This is a genomic window from Aquitalea sp. FG25 (genome assembly GCF_057809375.1).
Map to the genome: position 1 here is coordinate 67,808 of NZ_JBMDJV010000009.1, position 17,033 is coordinate 84,840.

The 17,033-nt window shown below is 58.4% G+C and carries 14 protein-coding genes and 1 pseudogene; 12 read left to right on the top strand and 3 right to left on the bottom strand.

From position 1 onward, the window contains the following. The first annotated feature begins 8 nt into the window (after positions 1 to 8). From tolQ to gap, 7 genes are all read left to right on the top strand, one after another. Positions 9 to 677: a protein TolQ gene (tolQ, locus tag ACODR9_RS09925; protein WP_178971840.1), complete on the top strand. Its 669-nt coding sequence runs from the start codon at positions 9 to 11 to the stop codon at positions 675 to 677. A gap of 115 nt (positions 678 to 792) precedes the next feature. Next, the gene (gene yedA, locus ACODR9_RS09930; protein ID WP_488809099.1) at positions 793 to 1,665 is read left to right on the top strand and encodes a drug/metabolite exporter YedA; all 873 of its coding nucleotides are present in this window, start codon (positions 793 to 795) and stop codon (positions 1,663 to 1,665) included. 455 nt (positions 1,666 to 2,120) lie between these two features. After that, positions 2,121 to 2,855 carry a GntR family transcriptional regulator gene (locus ACODR9_RS09935; protein WP_488809100.1) on the top strand — a complete coding sequence of 245 codons (735 nt, stop codon included), beginning with the start codon at positions 2,121 to 2,123 and terminating at the stop codon, positions 2,853 to 2,855. Next, the gene (nagA, locus tag ACODR9_RS09940; RefSeq protein WP_488809101.1) at positions 2,852 to 3,973 is read left to right on the top strand and encodes an N-acetylglucosamine-6-phosphate deacetylase; all 1,122 of its coding nucleotides are present in this window, start codon (positions 2,852 to 2,854) and stop codon (positions 3,971 to 3,973) included. The genes ACODR9_RS09935 and nagA overlap by 4 nt, the downstream gene beginning before the upstream one ends. Further along, a complete protein-coding gene (locus ACODR9_RS09945; protein ID WP_488809102.1) occupies positions 3,954 to 4,976 on the top strand; it encodes an SIS domain-containing protein in 1,023 nt (340 codons plus the stop codon). The genes nagA and ACODR9_RS09945 overlap by 20 nt, the downstream gene beginning before the upstream one ends. Before the next feature lie 409 nt (positions 4,977 to 5,385). Next, the gene (gene nagE, locus ACODR9_RS09950) at positions 5,386 to 7,137 is read left to right on the top strand and encodes an N-acetylglucosamine-specific PTS transporter subunit IIBC (RefSeq protein WP_488809103.1); all 1,752 of its coding nucleotides are present in this window, start codon (positions 5,386 to 5,388) and stop codon (positions 7,135 to 7,137) included. A 174-nt stretch (positions 7,138 to 7,311) separates the two neighbouring features. Further along, complete coding sequence (gene gap, locus ACODR9_RS09955; protein ID WP_488809104.1) at positions 7,312 to 8,322, top strand: type I glyceraldehyde-3-phosphate dehydrogenase; 1,011 nt, start codon at positions 7,312 to 7,314, stop codon at positions 8,320 to 8,322. A gap of 261 nt (positions 8,323 to 8,583) precedes the next feature. Here the strand turns inward: gap and ACODR9_RS09960 are convergent, their stop codons facing one another. Next, positions 8,584 to 9,027: an Lrp/AsnC family transcriptional regulator gene (locus ACODR9_RS09960; protein WP_159874614.1), complete on the bottom strand. Its 444-nt coding sequence runs from the start codon at positions 9,025 to 9,027 to the stop codon at positions 8,584 to 8,586. Positions 9,028 to 9,480: 453 nt separating this feature from the next. Here ACODR9_RS09960 and phoB point away from each other — a divergent pair, with 453 nt between their 5' ends. From phoB to tal, 3 genes are all read left to right on the top strand, one after another. Continuing rightward, complete coding sequence (gene phoB / locus ACODR9_RS09965; protein WP_488809105.1) at positions 9,481 to 10,170, top strand: phosphate regulon transcriptional regulator PhoB; 690 nt, start codon at positions 9,481 to 9,483, stop codon at positions 10,168 to 10,170. A 7-nt stretch (positions 10,171 to 10,177) separates the two neighbouring features. Further along, positions 10,178 to 11,500, top strand: a complete 1,323-nt coding sequence (gene phoR, locus ACODR9_RS09970; RefSeq protein ID WP_488809106.1) for a phosphate regulon sensor histidine kinase PhoR — start codon at positions 10,178 to 10,180, stop codon at positions 11,498 to 11,500. A gap of 421 nt (positions 11,501 to 11,921) precedes the next feature. Continuing rightward, the gene (gene tal, locus ACODR9_RS09975; RefSeq protein ID WP_488809107.1) at positions 11,922 to 12,983 is read left to right on the top strand and encodes a transaldolase; all 1,062 of its coding nucleotides are present in this window, start codon (positions 11,922 to 11,924) and stop codon (positions 12,981 to 12,983) included. Positions 12,984 to 13,053: 70 nt separating this feature from the next. Here the strand turns inward: tal and ACODR9_RS09980 are convergent, their stop codons facing one another. Next, positions 13,054 to 13,584, bottom strand: a complete 531-nt coding sequence (locus ACODR9_RS09980; RefSeq protein WP_488809108.1) for a hemerythrin domain-containing protein — start codon at positions 13,582 to 13,584, stop codon at positions 13,054 to 13,056. A 349-nt stretch (positions 13,585 to 13,933) separates the two neighbouring features. Between ACODR9_RS09980 and ACODR9_RS09985 the strand changes: the two are divergent. Further along, positions 13,934 to 14,179, top strand: a pseudogene (locus ACODR9_RS09985) (GNAT family N-acetyltransferase); the annotation flags it as partial. A 78-nt stretch (positions 14,180 to 14,257) separates the two neighbouring features. Next, entirely contained in the window at positions 14,258 to 14,800 is a 543-nt protein-coding gene (ampD, locus tag ACODR9_RS09990) for a 1,6-anhydro-N-acetylmuramyl-L-alanine amidase AmpD (protein ID WP_488809173.1), read from the top strand. 245 nt (positions 14,801 to 15,045) lie between these two features. On the opposite strand, the gene kup is transcribed toward ampD, so the two are convergent. After that, positions 15,046 to 16,911, bottom strand: a complete 1,866-nt coding sequence (gene kup / locus ACODR9_RS09995) for a low affinity potassium transporter Kup (protein WP_488809109.1) — start codon at positions 16,909 to 16,911, stop codon at positions 15,046 to 15,048. Positions 16,912 to 17,033: the final 122 nt, after the last annotated feature.

A 17,033-nucleotide genomic window follows, 5' to 3' on the forward strand; every position in this document is an offset into this window, starting at 1 on the left:
GAAACATCGTGCAGCAGATTTCCATATTCAGCCTGGTGATGAATGCCAGCCTGGTGGTGCAGCTGGTCATGGCAGGCCTGGCCTTGGTGTCGGTGCTGTCGTGGGCGCTGATTTTCAACAAGATTGCCGTATTGCGTGCTGCGCGTCGCCACAGCGACGAGTTCGAGCGCAATTTCTGGAGCGGCGCCGACCTGAACCGCCTGTATGAAGACGCCAACCGCCGCAACGACAGCGTGGGCATGGAGCGTATTTTCCAATCCGGTTTTGCCGAATTCCTCAAGCTGCGTGGCCGCAGTGGGGCCGAGCTGTCCGACATCATGGATGGTTCGCGCCGTGCCATGCGTGCCGCCGCCCAGCGCGAGCTGGATGCGCTGGACAGTCATACCTCCTTCCTGGCAACCGTTGGTTCGGTCAGCCCCTACATCGGCCTGTTCGGCACGGTGTGGGGCATCATGCATGCCTTTATCGGGCTGGGTAATGTGGGTCAGGCTACTTTGTCCACCGTGGCACCGGGTATTGCCGAAGCACTGGTGGCTACCGCCATTGGCCTGTTTGCCGCCATTCCGGCGGTGGTGGCGTATAACCGCTTTGCCACCGATGTGGACCGTCTGGCCACCCGCTTCGACACTTATATGGAAGAGTTCTCCAACATCCTGCAGCGCCTGGCCACCCGCTGACGCCGCGCTAACCCTGCCGCGATTGTTCTGCATGCAGAACAGATCTTTTCCTGGCAAGGCTTGAGTTTTCTGCATGCGGAAGGCATGGTAAGCGGCCAGTATCTCCGAGTCCGCCATGCCTTCCCGCCACGCTTCGCTGTCCTTGCTGACACTGTCAGCCTTCTTTGCCCTGTATGTCATCTGGGGCTCAACCTATTTCTTCATACGCATTGGTATCGAATCCTGGCCGCCTTTCATGATGGCCGGTCTGCGCTTTCTGTTTGCCGGCAGCGTGATGTTGGCCTTCCTGTTGCTGCGCGGCCATCGCTTGCCCAGTCGGCAGGAACTGCGTGGCGCAGCCATTCTGGGCGTATTGATGCCAGCCATCGGCAACGGCTTTGTCACGCTGGCGGAAAAGCAGGTGTCTTCCGGGGTGGCCGCGCTGGTGGTGGCCACCGTTCCCCTGTTCACCGTGTTGTTTGGCCGTTTCTGTTTTGGCTTGCGCGCGCGTGGCCGCGAATGGGCGGGGATTGCACTGGGTATGCTGGGCATCTTGGTGCTGAACCTGGGTTCCAATCTGCGTGCCAGCCCCATGGGGGCGTTCTGGCTGTTGTTTGCCTCGGCGGGCTGGGCGCTGGGGTCGGCCTGGAGTCGGGTGATTGTGCAGCCCAAGGGGCCGATGGGTAGTGCCTGGATGATGATTTTTGGCGGTCTGGCCTTGTTGCTGGGCAGCACCATTACTGGCGAGCATCTGGCTGCCATCCCGCCGTGGCAGGGTTGGGCGGCTATCGCCTATCTGTCAGTTTTTGGCTCCATGGTGGCCTACAGTGCTTATCTGCATCTGCTGAAAACGGTATCTCCGGCGGCGGCCACCAGCTATGCCTATGTAAACCCCATCATCGCCGTTCTGTTGGGCATGCTGTTGCTGGGCGAGCATGTCGGACAGCAGGAAATCCTGGCCATGGTGATCATTCTGTCGGGTGTGGTACTGATCAGCTGGCGCAAGTAAGTCGCCGCATTGTGCTGTTTTCCAGGGGCCGCTTGCGGCCCCTGTTGCATTGTTCTGCCTGGCTGTGGCTTTCTGGCCACGCTGCATGGTCTGGCCTGGAAGGCGTTTGCGACAGACTGGCTGCAGTCATCAGGCCACCATGCCCTGCCAGGGGGGCATGACCATTTCCCTACGCTGTTCACGTTTTAGTCATTAAAAGTAACCACTTCAATACCAGTTAATCTGAAATGGCTACGCCAAATCCTATCCCATTGGTACTGGACGGCCTGCAAATTATGCGGCTGCCGCAAGGGTTACCTCCGCTTAAATAGTGTGATTTCTGGTTGATTCTCCAAAATTGGTATTGACGTGGTATTTAAGTGGTATTAAATTTTTTGCCATGACAGTTGCTGGTCTTGCCGGGCCAGGAGTGCGATATTTGGCCTGTTATTAACCAGACCAGTTGCAGACCGCTTATGGAAAACCGATGGAGTGCGCTCAAGCCGGAAGGCGAGTCCACCACGCCGCTGTACTTGCAGCTTGCCCGCAAACTGGCCGAAGCCATCAATGCGGGCTGGTGGCAGGCCGATGAAGCCCTGCCTTCTGAACGCACCTTCTCCGAAGAGCTGGGCATTTCGCGGGTGACGGCGCGCAAGGCGATGGATGTGTTGCTGGAGCAGGGGCTGATTCGCCGCCGCCATGGCTCCGGCACTTTCATCACGCCAAGACTGGAACAGCCCTTGTCCCGGCTGGTGGGGTTTACCGAGCAATTGCGCCAGCGCGGCTTCGAGCCTTCCTCGGTGTGGCTGGAGCGCGGCATTCATCCGCCCAGCAATGACGAGGTAATCAAGCTGGGGCTGTCCCCCACCTCGCAGGTGGCACGGCTCAAGCGGCAACGGCTGGCAGACGGCGTGGTGATGGCGATCGAGATGACCACTTTGCCAGTGGCCGTTTTGTCTGAGCCGCATAAAGTGGGCAACTCGCTGTATGCCTACCTGGATAGTGTCGGGCAGTCGGTGGTGCGAGCACTACAGCATATCCGCGCGGTGAATGCCTCGGTGGAAATCGCGGCGCTGGCCGGTATCCGTCAGGGCGAGGCCATGTTGCTGATCACCCGTATTGGTTTTAATGCCGATAACCAGGCAATCGAGTTGACCGACACTTATTGCCGTAACGATTACTACGATTTTGTAGCCGAACTGAGACGATGACGACACCACATGTACTGCAGGGCCGCATCCTGACTGCCGATGGCTGGCGGGATGGCAGGCTGGAGATCGGGCCGGATGGCCGCATTGCCGCTTTGGACGGCACACTGCCCGGCAGCACGGCAGCGGCACGCTACATCCTGCCCGGCTTTATCGACCTGCACGTACATGGCGGTGGCGGGGTGGACATCATGGAGGGCGGCCAGGCCGCCGAATCGGTGGCGCGGCTGCATGCCCGCCACGGCACCACTGCCATGCTGGCCACCACCATGACCGCGCCGATGGATGAGATAGAAAGCGTGCTGGCTGCACTGGGGCCGTCTTGCCGCCAGCGTGCCAGCGGCAGTGCCCGCCTGCTGGGCGTGCATCTGGAAGGCCCCTACATCAACCCCGGCAAGCTGGGCGCACAGCCGGACGACGCCTGCCAGGCCGTGTTGTCGCAGATTGAAAAGCTGGGTCAACTGGCCCCCATCGCCCTGCTGACACTGGCGCCGGAAATTCCCGGCCACATGGACATTATCCGTGCCTTGAGCGATGCCGGTATCCGGGTGCAAATCGGCCATACCCTGGGTAGTTACGAAGACGGGGTACAGGCCTTGCAGCAAGGTGCCGCCGGTTTTACCCATTTGTTCAATGCCATGACCGGCCTGCATCACCGCGAACCGGGCATGGTGGGCGCGGCACTGGCTCATGCGCAATACGCCGAGCTGATACCCGATTTGCTGCATGTGCATCCCGGTGCCATCCGCACCGCCTTGCGCGCCATTCCGCGCCTGTACTGCGTGACCGACTCCACTGCTGCCGCCGGCATGCCGGATGGTGAATACAAGCTGGGCTCACATACCGTGCACAAATGCATGGGCGGGGTGCGGCTGGCCGACGGCACGCTGGCGGGCAGCACGCTGACCATGGATCAGGCCTTGCGCAATCTGGTGTCCATCGGCCTGCCGCTGGCCGAGGCCTCGCACCGGCTGTCGCTGTATCCGGCCGATTACCTGGGCCATGCCGACCGTGGCCGTTTGCAAACCGGGGCATGGGCCGATGTGCTGGTGCTGGATGCAGAGCTGAATTTGCTGGATGTCTATCTGGAAGGGGAACACCTTGTCGTCTCTGATGTATGAAGAAGCCCTGTCCGCTGCGGATGCCGTGGCCGCCCAACACATGTATGCCGACGAAGGCCTGGCCGTACTGGGCCGCGAGCTGGCCACCACGCCGCCCACGCTGGCGCTGACGGTGGCGCGTGGCAGCTCGGACCATGCCGCCAGTTATTTTGCTTACCTGGCCATGCAGCGCCTGGGCGTGCCGGTGGTATCCCTGCCGATGTCGCTGGTCACCCTGCACCACGCCCCGCTGGTGGTAAAGGGGCAGCTGGCGGTGGCCCTGTCCCAGTCCGGCCAGAGCCCGGACCTGATCGATACCATGCGCCGCCTGGCCGCTGCCGGTGCGCGCACCGTGGCCTTGGTCAACAAGCACGAATCGCCGCTGGCGGCCGCCTGCGAATGGTCGTTGCCATTGTGTGCCGGTGAAGAAAAAAGCGTAGCCGCCACCAAGAGCTATATCGCTTCGCTCTCCGCCGTGGCCCGGCTGGTGGCGCACTGGCAGGGTGATGCCACGCTGCTGCAGGCACTGGACCAACTGCCCGCCCAGCTGCAACAAGCCTGTCGCCAGGACTGGCGTGCAGCCATTCCGGTGCTGGTTTCTGCCGAGCGCATCATGGTAGTCGGGCGTGGCCTGGGCTTTGCCGTGGCGTTGGAGGCTGCGCTCAAGTTCAAGGAAACCTGCGCCATCCAGGCCGAGGCGTTTTCCGGTGCTGAAATCAAACATGGCCCGATGGCCCTGATCGACGAAGGCTATCCGCTGCTGGTGTTTGCGCCACGTGGGCCAGAACAACAAGGCCTGATCGATCTGGCTGAGGAAATGCGTGGTCGTGGCGCCAGGGTGTTGCTGGCGGCACCAGATGACGTTACCAGCCGGGATCTGACCCTGAGCGTGGCCGACGATGAAGCGCTGGACCCGCTACTGGCCATTCAGAGCTTTTATCTGATGGCAGCACAGTTGTCGGAAGCGCGTGGGCTTAACCCGGATACCCCGCGTCACTTGTCAAAGGTCACCCGTACGCATTGAAACCAGAACTGCCCATGGCCACTGTCTGGTGGCCATCAGTCAACCCTATACGGCCCGCTGCCGTGCATGATGCTGCTTGTGTCAGGTTCCGGCACGGCGCACCTGGCACGGCCTGAGTCCCGGGAGTCAGGCCATCATATTGGCCACTCCTGGCCTGAACAGGAGAAGCCCGGATGTCTCACATCCATTCACACCCACCTGCGTTTGCTGGCATGTTCCTGGCGGCGCATGCCGCCCTCCCTGCCATTGCCTGCGGTATGGCTCATCCTGCGCTAACCACGGTGCCGTCCTAACCGGCCCCCCATCTGGCTGATTGATTGCGACATATCCCGTTTGTTGGCTGGAAAGGTCAACAAGTGGGCAAAAAGGGATGGCTGCGGGCTGTCCGATAACCAAAGGAGGCGTTGAGGTGAGTACACAGAACAAATTTGCCGGTATCCAGCAGCTGGGCCGCGCCCTGATGCTACCGATTGCGGTATTGCCGGTGGCCGGTTTGCTGTTGCGGCTGGGACAGCCGGATTTGCTGAATATCAAGGTCATGGCGCAGGCCGGGGATGCCATCTTTGGCAATCTGGCGCTGATTTTTGCCATCGGTGTCGCCGTGGGATTTGCCCGCGATAACAACGGCGCAGCGGGCCTGGCCGGTGCCATCGGCTACATGGTGCTGACGGCGGTGCTGAAGGTGATGCCTGACACCCTGCTGGGCTACGAGGGCTTCAAGTCGCTGGTTCAGCTTGATCCCATGGGCAAGCCCTTCGCCATCAACATGGGGGTATTGGCTGGCATCCTGGCCGGACTGGTCGCCGGTGTGCTGTACAACCGCTACAAAGACATCAAGCTGCCGACCTACCTGGCCTTCTTCGGCGGCAAACGGTTTGTACCGATTGCCACCGGCTTTGCCATGTTGCTGCTGGGTGTCTTGCTAGGCCTGGCCTGGCCGCCGGTGCAGAATGGTATCGACGTGCTGGGTAAATGGCTGATCGGCGTTGGCGAAATCGGCCTGTTCCTGTACGGCATCCTTAACCGCCTGCTCATCGTCACCGGGCTGCACCACATTCTCAATACCATGGTGTGGTTCCAGGTGGGCGATTACACCGATGCGGCAGGTAAGCTGGTCCATGGCGACCTGACTCGTTTCTTTGCTGGCGACAAGAGTGCCGGCATGTTCATGAGCGGCTTCTTCCCAGTGATGATGTTTGGCCTGCCCGCGGCCTGCCTGGCCATGTACCGTGCTGCCAAGCCAGAAAACAAAGCAGCCGTGGGCGGCGTGCTATTTTCCATGGCCTTGACCGCCTTTCTGACCGGAGTAACCGAGCCGGTCGAGTTTGCTTTCATGTTCCTGGCCCCCGTGCTGTATGCCATCCATGCGGTGCTGACCGGTGCTGCCATGGCGCTGATGTATGCCCTGGGCGTGCATCTGGGCTTTGGGTTTTCTGCCGGTCTGTTCGATTACCTGCTCAATTTCGGTATTGCTCAGAAACCGTTGCTGCTACTACCGGTGGGGCTGCTGTATTTCGTGGTGTATTACAGCCTGTTCAGCTTCTTCATCCGTAAGTTCAATCTGCAAACCATGGGGCGGGAGGATGCCCCGCAAGTCGCCGTGCAAGTGATGGCAGGCTCGGCACGTGCACATGGCTTCATCCTGGCGCTGGGCGGGGCAGCCAATCTCAAGTCGGTCGATGCTTGCACCACTCGTCTGCGTCTGCAGGTGGCGGACAATGACAAGGTGGATGAAGCAGCGCTCAAGGCGCTAGGCGCGCGCGGCTTGATCAAGCCGGCTGCCGGCAGCGTGCAGGTTGTCCTGGGACCGGAGGCAGACTTGATCTCCGATGAAATCCGCACTGCCTTGCAGCAAGGTGAGGCGGCGACTGACAGCATACCGGCAGCAGCCGCTCAGCCAGCCGTGCGCGCGCAGCGCCCGGTGGCCTCGGATGGGCAGCGTGCAGCCTGGCTGCAGGCTCTGGGCGGACAGGCTAATGTAAAACGAGTGGATGCGGTGGCCGGCAGCCGTCTGCGGGTGGAAGTGGCCGATGCCAGCCTGGTGAATGCTACCGCCTTGCAGACACTGGGTGCGCGCGGGGTGACAACCTTCTCGGCCACTCTGCTGCATGTAATGTTGGAGGAAGACCCTGTTCCTTTTGTCAGTTTGTTACGGGCGTAAGGCCAAACTGGCACCACACGGCGGCAAGCCTTTACTGGTAAGGATTTTGCCGCATTGTTGGTAACCCGCACACTACTTTTGTAGTCGCTTGCTTACAGCGCAAAAGGAGCAGAAATTGGAAGGCGCTGGGCACCAGATGACCCTGCACCAATTATCAAATTAGGAGGATGCATCATGACGTTGAAAGTTGCCATTAATGGTTACGGCCGTATCGGCCGCATGGTGGTCCGCGCCTGGCAGGAGCGCTTTGCTGATCGCGATATCGAAATCGTGGCCATCAATGACCTGGGCAAGCCGGAACTGCACGAACACCTCACCCGCTTTGACAGCGTGCACGGCCCGTTTGGCGGCACTATTGCGCTGGAAGGCGATGCGCTGGTGGTGAACGGCAAGCCGATCAAACTGCTTTCCATCCGTAACCCGGCTGAACTGCCGTGGAAAGAACTGGGTGTGGATGTGGTGCTGGAATGTACCGGCATCTTCACCAAGCGCGACAAAGCCGCCCTGCACCTGGAAGCCGGTGCCAAGCGCGTGCTGATTTCGGCCCCGGCCAACGATGCGGATGCCACCGTGGTATTCGGTGTAAACGATGACGTGCTGACCAGCGCCATGACCGTGGTGTCCAATGCGTCTTGCACCACCAACTGCCTGGCCCCGCTGGTACAGCCGCTGATCGATACGGTCGGCATCGAGCGCGGCCTGATGACGACCATCCACGCCTATACCAACGATCAGGTGCTGCTGGATACCGATCACTCCGACCTGCGCCGTGCCCGCTCGGCTGCGGTGTCGATGATCCCGACCAAGACGGGTGCCGCTGCAGCGGTAGGTCTGGTTCTGCCCAAGCTGAAGGGCAAGCTGGATGGCTTTGCTGTGCGTGTGCCGGTCAGCAATGTCTCGCTGGTTGACCTCACCTTCACTTCCTCCCGTGACACCACGGTGGAAGAGGTCAACGAACTGGTTAGCACTGCTGCCAAGGGCCGTTTGGCAGGGGTACTGGCTGTCAACACCCTGCCGCTGGTTTCGCGTGACTTCCTGCACCACCCGGCTTCCAGCGTATTTGATTCCACACTGACCCGCGTGATTGCCGGGCGTGAAGTCAAAGTGCTGTCCTGGTACGACAACGAGTGGGGCTTTGCCAACCGCATGCTGGACACTTCGCTGGCCTGGGCTGCCGCCAAGTAATGCTAGTAAGGCCTTCCCCTGGGCGGTGTCAGATCTGTCCGGGGGAAGCCAATGCAGTAAGCCCGGCTGCCATTGGTCAGAAGATGACAGTCTGGGTGCTTCGTTCGTGATGTGCTTCTATATGGTCTCTCCCAAGAGCTTGGCCGAAGAATCGATGATTCTTCGGCCATTTTTTTGTCCTGGAACATTGGTCCACATGCCCGGCAGTATCAATTATCTACCGGCATGATGCGCTCAGAAGGCAGGCAGGTTCGCAAGTATTCAATCATCCTGCAGCAATTGTGGCATGCGCGGCGCTACCGGCATGTCGATGATGATGGATGTCTTGGTATCGCCAAACTGCATCAGTTGGGCAATCAAGGTTTGCAGGCTGGGCATGGTATCCACTGCAACTTTCATCATCAGGCCGCTGGTTCCGGTAATGGACGCGCATTCCAGCACCTGCGGCATGTTGCGGATGCGGTCCAGAACCACGTAGTAATCCAGATGCTTGACGGTCAGTTCTATCATGCACAGGATCGGTAGCCCGGCTTTGGCTGGATCGATCTGTGCATGGTAGCCGGTAATCACCCCTGTTCTTTCCAGCTTCTCGACACGGTCAGCAATGGCTGGGGCCGACAGGTTTACCCGGCGAGCCAGCTCGGCATAGCTGATGCGGGCATTTTCATGCAGGCTGGTGAGGATTTTTTTGTCGAATTTATCCATGTTTCGAATCAAAGGTTTTGTGGCAATAAAAAGCCATTTTACAAGGCAATAATGCGAAAAATCCCATATTTTTACATTAAATTATTGCCGCTTGCTCCGTACAATGCCGCCTTATCGGAGCTGTTGCGGCACTGTCCCGCCGTAATGGTTCCAGTCTGGATTCGTTGCTGATGGGCGCATGTCCCTGTGCCTGTTTGAAACTGTCCTGGTGATCTCTTTGTCCCTGGTCTCAAGTCAGACAAACAAATTTTTTGACGAAGGCCATTCCGGGTCTGCCATACGGCAGGCCCGTTTTTTTTTGTCAGTATCCTGCTCATGACGTGGCAAGATGGTGGCCTTGCCACCCTGGATGACAAACATTACAGAAGTTTTGCCGACTATTTAAGAAATGTCATATTTCTGTAATCGCTGCTTTTTATCCTTGCCATCATCAAACCGGGACTGGACCGATACATGGCTGCCAATATTTTGCTTGTCGAAGACGAACCTGCAATTCAGGAACTGATCGCCTTTAACCTTACCCAGGCAGGGCACCACGTGTTGCGTGCCAGCACGGCGGAGGCTGCACTTACCCTAGTGCGCAATGCTCTGCCGGACCTGGTGCTGCTGGACTGGATGCTACCGGGTGCTTCCGGTGTGGATATTGCCAAGCGTCTGCGTTCGGACGAGCGTACCAAGCATATTCCCATCATCATGCTGACTGCGCGGTCTGATGAGCAGGACAAGATTACCGGGCTGGAGTCCGGTGCCGACGACTACATTACTAAACCATTTTCACCGCGTGAGCTGCTGGCCCGCATCAAGGCCGTATTGCGCCGTCGTGCTCCGCAGATGACCGATGATGCTGTGGAAGTACAGGGCTTGCGACTGGATCCTATCACTCACCGCGTGAGCGGCAATGGCGATACTATCGACCTGGGTCCTACCGAGTTCCGCCTGTTGCACTTCTTCATGACACATCCGGAACGGGTGCATTCTCGCTCGCAACTGCTCGACCAGGTGTGGGGGGATCATGTATTTGTGGAAGAGCGCACGGTTGATGTGCATATCCGCCGCCTGCGCAGTTCGCTGGAGACCTCGGGCCACGACGCGCTGATTCAGACCGTACGTGGTACCGGCTACCGTTTTTCCACTCAGCAGTGAGGTTGTTTTGCGAGAATTCCTGCAGCGTACTCTGGCATGGTTGATTGTCATCCTCTTCATTGGTCTGGCCTTTTGGGCATTTTCCGGACCGATTGAAGGCCTGATTGCTGCCTGCATCGCCCTGTTGGCCTGGCTGGGCTTTCATCTGTATCACATTGCCCTGCTGCTGCGCTGGCTGGATCACCCTACCGCAGAACGGGTGCCGGATGGTTTTGGTGCTTGGCATACTGTATTCATGACGCTGTACCGCACCATGCGTACCCAGATGCAAAGCAAGCGCAAGCTGACCAATGTGTTGGAGCGCTTCATCAATGCCGGTGAGGCCATGCCTGACGGGGTAGTGGTGCTGGATGAGCATGACCGTATCGAGTGGATTAACCCGATGGCGATGGAGCATCTGAATCTGGACCGCAAACAGGATGTGGGCAACCAGATTCTCAACCTCATCCGCCAGCCCAGTTTTCATGCCTACATGAAAAGTGCCAGCTTCAGCCAGCCGCTGGTGTTGCAGTTTACGCAGCCACGTGAACTGGTGATTTCGGTACAGCTGGTGCCGTTTGATTCAACGCGCAAGCTGCTGCTCAGCCGGGATATCACCTCGCTGGAACGGGTGCAGACCGTGCATCGCGATTTTGTCGCCAATGTATCGCATGAACTGCGTACTCCGTTGACCGTGGTCGGGGGGTTTCTGGAAACCCTGTCTGACATGGAGGAAGTCGATCAGGCCACGCTCAGCCATTTTCTGCCCATGATGATGGAACAGTCGCGGCGCATGCAGAGCCTGGTGGAAGACCTGCTTACCCTGTCCCGGCTGGAAAACAGTCCCAAGGCCGTTGCTGCCGAGAAGGTCAACATGCAGGAAATGCTGGATACCCTGATGGTGGAAGCCGAAGGATTGTCGCAAGGCCGTCATCATGTCCGCTTGGAAAAGGGCTGCAGCCAGTGGCTGTGGGGCAGTGCACAAGAGCTGCATTCAGCGTTTGGCAATCTGGTATCCAATGCCGTGCGCTACACCCCGGAAGGAGGGGATATCACCCTATCGTGGAAGGCAGATGGCGAACGGCTGTGCTTTTCTGTCAAGGACAGTGGCATCGGTATTCCGCGCGAGCATATCCCGCGCCTGACCGAGCGCTTCTATCGGGTTGACCGTGGGCGTTCGCGCGGTAATGGCGGCACCGGTTTGGGCTTGGCCATCGTCAAGCATGTGATTGCCCGCCATAATGCCAAGCTGGAAATTCGCAGCGAGCCGGACAAGGGCAGTACTTTCAGCGTGATTTTCCAGAGCGAGCGTTCGGCTGAGCCGGAGGTGCCGTCTAGAGGCCATGCCTGAGCATGCTTGACTGCCTATGTGCACACATGGGCAGCCAGCAAGACAGGTAGCATCATTGACTGGCTTGTCCTGCATGGCCGCTGATCTGTGCTGCATCAACCAGTGCTTTCCCGCCTGCACAGCGTCTAGCAAGCATTTTGTTGCGGAGCGATGGTGCGGATAGCAATCGGGCAGGCTTGCCGCATGGATTGACCCATGGCGGGCTGCTGCAGTTTGCCAACGCTGTCGCCCGTGATACTTACCTGACCCAGCAGGCCAAGCTGGAATTCATTAATTTCAGTTAGCTGTTTGTTAATGACGTTTTAGTTAGTGATATCCCTGCACGTTAACTGCCATTCGTCGCATTATGGGCTTGGCCTTCTAACGTAGTCGCGCTAGGATGTTCTTCCTCTGTGCAAACTTCCCGACTCCGGACCACACCATGAACCGTCTGCAATCCATTCGTCCGTTCGGCCAGCGTATCTGGCTGGATAACCTGTCCCGTGAACTGCTGGCTTCGGGTGAACTGGCCCGCCTGCTGCAGGAAGACGGTATTGCCGGTGTTACCTCCAATCCGGCCATCTTCTACAAAGCCATCAGCACTGATCCTAGCTATCAGGCCGACCTGCTGCGCTTGCGGGCAGATACCAGCCTGAACGCTGAGCAGCGTTACGAAGCACTGGTGGTGCCGGATATCCAGGCCGCCTGCGATCTGCTGCAGGAACAATATCGCAACAGCCAGGGCAATGACGGCTATGTCAGCCTGGAAGTTTCCCCTGCCTTGTCGCATGACGAAGCCGGCACCCTGGCCGCAGCACGTCGTTTGTGGGCCGAGATCGACCGCCCGAATGCCATGATCAAGATCCCGGCCACGGCAGAGGGCATCCGTGCTTTCCAGACGCTGACTGCCGAGGGCATCAACGTCAACATCACCTTGCTGTTCAGCCTGCCGCAGGTGGAAGCGGTGTGGGATGCCTATATCGACGGCCTGAGCGCACGCCTGGCGGCCGGTAAGCCGGTGACGGGCATCAAGGCCGTGGCCAGCTTCTTCCTGTCACGGGTGGATAGCCTGCTGGACCCGCAATTGCCGCCCGCTCTGCAAGGCAAGGCTGCGATTGCGCTGTCCAAGGTGGCCTATGCCCGCTATCAGCAGCGTTTCCATGGTAGCGAGTTTGCCGCGCTGAAGGCCGCAGGCGCCTGGCCGCAATTCCTGCTGTGGGCTTCTACCGGTACCAAGAATGCGGCTTACTCAGACGTGCTTTACGTGGCAAGCCTGATTGGCGATGAAACCGTCAATACCGTGCCGGATGCCACTCTGGCGGCGTTCCGTGATCATGGTGTGGCTGCGCTGACCTTGCCGCAGGATGCGCAGCAGGCACAGATCACCCTGCTGGATGTGGCCGAGGCAGATATCGATCTGGTGGCCGTGGGTGACAAGCTGCAACAGGATGGCCTCAAGTTGTTCGAGGATGCTTTCGCTGCCTTGCTGAAACTGACTGCCTGATCCGCGACATTGAGCGGAAGTAAAAAAAGGATGCCTGCTGGCATCCTTTTTATATGGTGGCCTGACCGCGTCAGCAGGCTTGCTGGCGACGCTGGGCCATCCGCAGGCCTGCACTGCGCAGCTCATCCGTGTTCAGGGTGGCCGCTGCAGTGGGAATCAGCCAGGCTTCTTCCGATGCGGCATGTTCGCGGTATTGACGCACGAATTCGGCTACTGCATTTTCGCTGATCTTGTCGATTTCACCATTGCGCAGGGCACGCAAATCATCGCGAATGGCATTCCAGCACGAGTGCAAATAGCCATGCTCGGCTTCCAGCTGTTCGATACGTGGGGCGGCAGTGGGTACGCGCTCCAGCAAAATGGGAAACAGCTCTTCTTCCTCGTCAATATGGTGAGCCGGGCCGGCGACGTCGAAATAGCGGATGACACCGTCGATGGTGTTCTTCACCGCCTCATTGACGCCATGCTCGGCAATATAGCCGGGCAGTTTATCCAGCTGGTCACAGAAGCGGCGTATCTTGTCGTGACAGGCCAGCAGCATGTCCAGAGGTTGTTCAAAACTGGCGCTGCCAGTGTTGCCGATATCATTCAGGGTAAGCATGGTGGGTGGCCTCAAGCTGGGTGAATGTGTCGAGTGTGCCGTGCTGCATTGCAAAAAACCATGATTCTGCTCAAATGCGCCGCATTGAATGGGCGGTGGGCGGCGAGACTGGCACAATAGCCCATTGTGCGCTTTGCCACGGTATGAAGGAAAGTAGAATGACGGAGTGTGGCAATCCGTAACCCGAAAGGTGGAAATGGATATTCCCTTTGTCGTCAAGGATGTAGCGCTGGACAATCCTGCATTGGCCGAGGCCGTGCTACGCATTCAGTTGCTGGCACATCAGGTGGAAGTGAAATGGCTGAATTATCCGGCACTGCCGGTGATGTGGCATGAAGTGAGTCAGGTGATGGCTTGCCGTGATCGCGTGATCGGTGCATTCGAGGGAGAGGCCTTGCGTGGGGTGCTGGTGGCAAGCAAACGCCAGCAGGGTGGTTGGCATATCGAGCGCACGGTGGTGGATCCGGCGCATTTTGGTGCCGGCTGGGGTTATCGCCTGCTTAATCACCTGCTGGCTGATGCTGATGAAGTCAGCGTGGATACCGCCGAGGTCAATGCGGCAGCAATCGCGCTCTATCACAAGGCAGGCTTTGTGCTGGAACAGCGCTGGAGCGTACCGGATGGCCTGGTGCTATGGCGTCTGCTATACCAGGCAGGCCGCTTGCGACCAGTCGTGCATCTTGAGCCCAGTGGCTGGGTGCGTGAGGCCAGGCAAGTGCCGTCACCCAATTGCGATGCGCGGGAGCATGGTAGCCCCGAGTTGCTGGTTATCCACAATATCAGCCTGCCACCATATCGTTATGGCAGCCAGGCCGTGGAGCAGTTGTTTACCAATAGCCTGAATCCGGATGAAGACCCATTCTTTGCCACGATCAGGCAGCTGCGGGTTTCATCACATTTCTTTATCCGGCGCAGCGGTCAGCTGGTGCAATTTGTCCCGGTGCAAGCCCGCGCCTGGCATGCCGGGGTTTCCAGTTGGCAGGGGCGGGAGCGCTGTAATGATTTTTCCATTGGTATTGAGATGGAAGGTTGCGACTTCGAGCCCTTTACCGATGCCCAATACCAGATGCTGCTGGCGCTGGTGCAGGAGCTACGCCAGCACCTGCCGTTGCAAGCCATGACCGGCCACGAAAATATTGCACCTGGGCGCAAGACAGATCCGGGGCCTTACTTTGATTGGGCGCGGGTGCGGCGGGAAATTGACCTGCCGATGTAGTTGTTGCACTACATAGTAAAATTTCATCCATTTTGCATCGACGGACCGGCTTGATTGAGCCGGTTTTTTTATTGCCGAAAAGGTCTATGCCACCAAATTGGAGATGAGATTTTTATGCAAGCAACTGAAAATAAAAGGAAATATTGTTTTTTGTTGAGTGATTGTAATCGATTACATTTGCTGTTTTACGATAAGGGAATAAAAAAGGCAGGCAAAAATGCCTGCCTTCTGATGTAGTTGCTTGACTACAGCTCTACCTGTGCGCCCAGCTCCACCACGCGGTTGGTGGGAATCTGGAAGAAGTCGGTGGCGCGCAGTGCGTTTTTGCTCATCCACACGAACAGGCGTTCGCGCCAGCGTGCCATGCCGGGACGCTCGGTGGAGATGATGGTCTCGCGCGACAGGAAGAAGGACGTGTCCATCAATTCGAACGCCAAGCCATCGGCTTCGCACAAGGTCAGTACATTCAGTACGCTGGGGTCTTCCTTGAAGCCATAGCGGGCCACCACGCGCCAGAACGATGGTGACAGCTGCACGACTTCCAGTCTGGAATCATCACTGATATAGGGGACATCTTCAGTACGGATGGTCATCAAGACGATGCGATCGTGCAGCACCTTGTTGTGCTTCAGATTATGCAGCAGAGCATGCGGCACGCCATGCAGAGTGCTGGTGAGGAATACAGCCGTGCCCTGTACGCGGGTGGGCGGGTAGGACTCCAGATTTTCAATGAAACCGTCCAGTGGCAGGGCTTGCTCGCGCAGACGGTCAAACAGCAGCTTGCGGCCCTGTTTCCAGGTAGTCATCAACATGAAGATGAGCATGCCCAGTACGAGCGGCAGCCAGCCGCCAGAGAACAGTTTGAGCAGGTTGGCGCTGAAAAAGGCGGTATCGATGATGCCAAAGAAAATGGTGATGCCCAGTGCCAGCGGCAGCGGCCAGCGCCAGTTGACACGCGCCACCACAAAGAACAGCAGCGTGGTGATCAGCATGGTGCCGGTGACTGCAATGCCGTAGGCCGAGGCCAGGTTGTCCGAGCTCTGGAAAATCATCACGACCACCAGCACCGCCACCAGTAGCGCCCAGTTGACGAAGGGCAGGTAAATCTGGCCGATTTCGTTTTCCGAGGTATGGGAAATCTCCATACGCGGGCTATAACCCAGCTGGATGGCCTGGCGAGTCAGCGAGTAAGCACCGGAAATAACCGCTTGCGAGGCAATCACCGTCGCCAGCGTGGCCAGGATGATCAAGGGCAGCAGCGCCCATTGTGGTGCCAGCAGGAAGAAAGGGTTCTTGATGGTTTCGGGCTTGAGCATCAGCAGGGCGCCCTGGCCAAAGTAATTGAGCACTAGTGCGGGCAGCACCAAGCCATACCAGGCGCGGCGGATCGGTGTTTTGCCGAAGTGCCCCATATCCGCATACAGCGCCTCGGCCCCGGTCAGCGCCAGCACGACAGAACCCAGCGTCAGATAGGCACCAACGCCATGGTGGGCGACAAAATTGTAGGCATACCAGGGGTTGACGGCGGCCAGGATGCCGGGTGCCTGGACGATTTGCAGCACGCCCAGCAAACCGAGGATGGAGAACCAGGCCAGCATCACCGGACCAAACAGCATGCCTACACTGGCCGTGCCAAAGCGTTGCAAGGCAAACAGGCCAACCAGCACGGTGATGGCAATGGGCAGCACATAAGGCTGCATGCTTGGACTGAGCACCTCCAGTCCTTCTGCTGCAGATAATACCGACATGGCTGGTGTGATGATGGCATCGCCGTAGAACAGCGACGCACCGAACAACCCCAGCAATACCACTTTCCAGCGTGCAGCATGGGTGACGTAGTGACGCGCCAGCGCCATCAGCGCCATGATGCCGCCTTCACCGTGGTTGTCTGCACGCAGTACGAAAACGACGTACTTGATGGATACCACGAAGATCAGCGACCAGAAGATCAGCGACAGAATGCCGAAGATATTTTCAGGCGTGGTAGCCATGCCATGCCCGGTAAAGCATTCGCGCAAGGTATACAGCGGGCTGGTGCCGATATCCCCATACACCACGCCCAGCGCAGCCAGCGTCAGGCCGGTCATGGCTTGTTTATTGTGAGCCTGCATGATTTGTGTGTGCATTCTTTATGTAGTTAAGCATGCATGCCATTCGTTCTTCGTGATTGCTGCGGCGCAAGAAAACGGAATGGCCTGTGAGCGCGAAGGTTACTACTGTGTCAGTACAGCGC

Excerpts from the sequence above, each read along its gene's own strand:
- yedA (WP_488809099.1), top strand. The coding sequence starts at position 793 with ATGCCTTCCCGCCACGCTTCGCTGTCCTTGCTGACACTGTCAGCCTTC.
- ACODR9_RS09935 (WP_488809100.1), top strand. The coding sequence starts at position 2,121 with ATGGAAAACCGATGGAGTGCGCTCAAGCCGGAAGGCGAGTCCACCACG.
- nagA (WP_488809101.1), top strand. The coding sequence starts at position 2,852 with ATGACGACACCACATGTACTGCAGGGCCGCATCCTGACTGCCGATGGC.
- gap (WP_488809104.1), top strand. The coding sequence starts at position 7,312 with ATGACGTTGAAAGTTGCCATTAATGGTTACGGCCGTATCGGCCGCATG.
- ACODR9_RS09960 (WP_159874614.1), bottom strand. The coding sequence starts at position 9,027 with ATGGATAAATTCGACAAAAAAATCCTCACCAGCCTGCATGAAAATGCC.
- phoB (WP_488809105.1), top strand. The coding sequence starts at position 9,481 with ATGGCTGCCAATATTTTGCTTGTCGAAGACGAACCTGCAATTCAGGAA.
- tal (WP_488809107.1), top strand. The coding sequence starts at position 11,922 with ATGAACCGTCTGCAATCCATTCGTCCGTTCGGCCAGCGTATCTGGCTG.
- ACODR9_RS09980 (WP_488809108.1), bottom strand. The coding sequence starts at position 13,584 with ATGCTTACCCTGAATGATATCGGCAACACTGGCAGCGCCAGTTTTGAA.
- kup (WP_488809109.1), bottom strand. The coding sequence starts at position 16,911 with ATGCAGGCTCACAATAAACAAGCCATGACCGGCCTGACGCTGGCTGCG.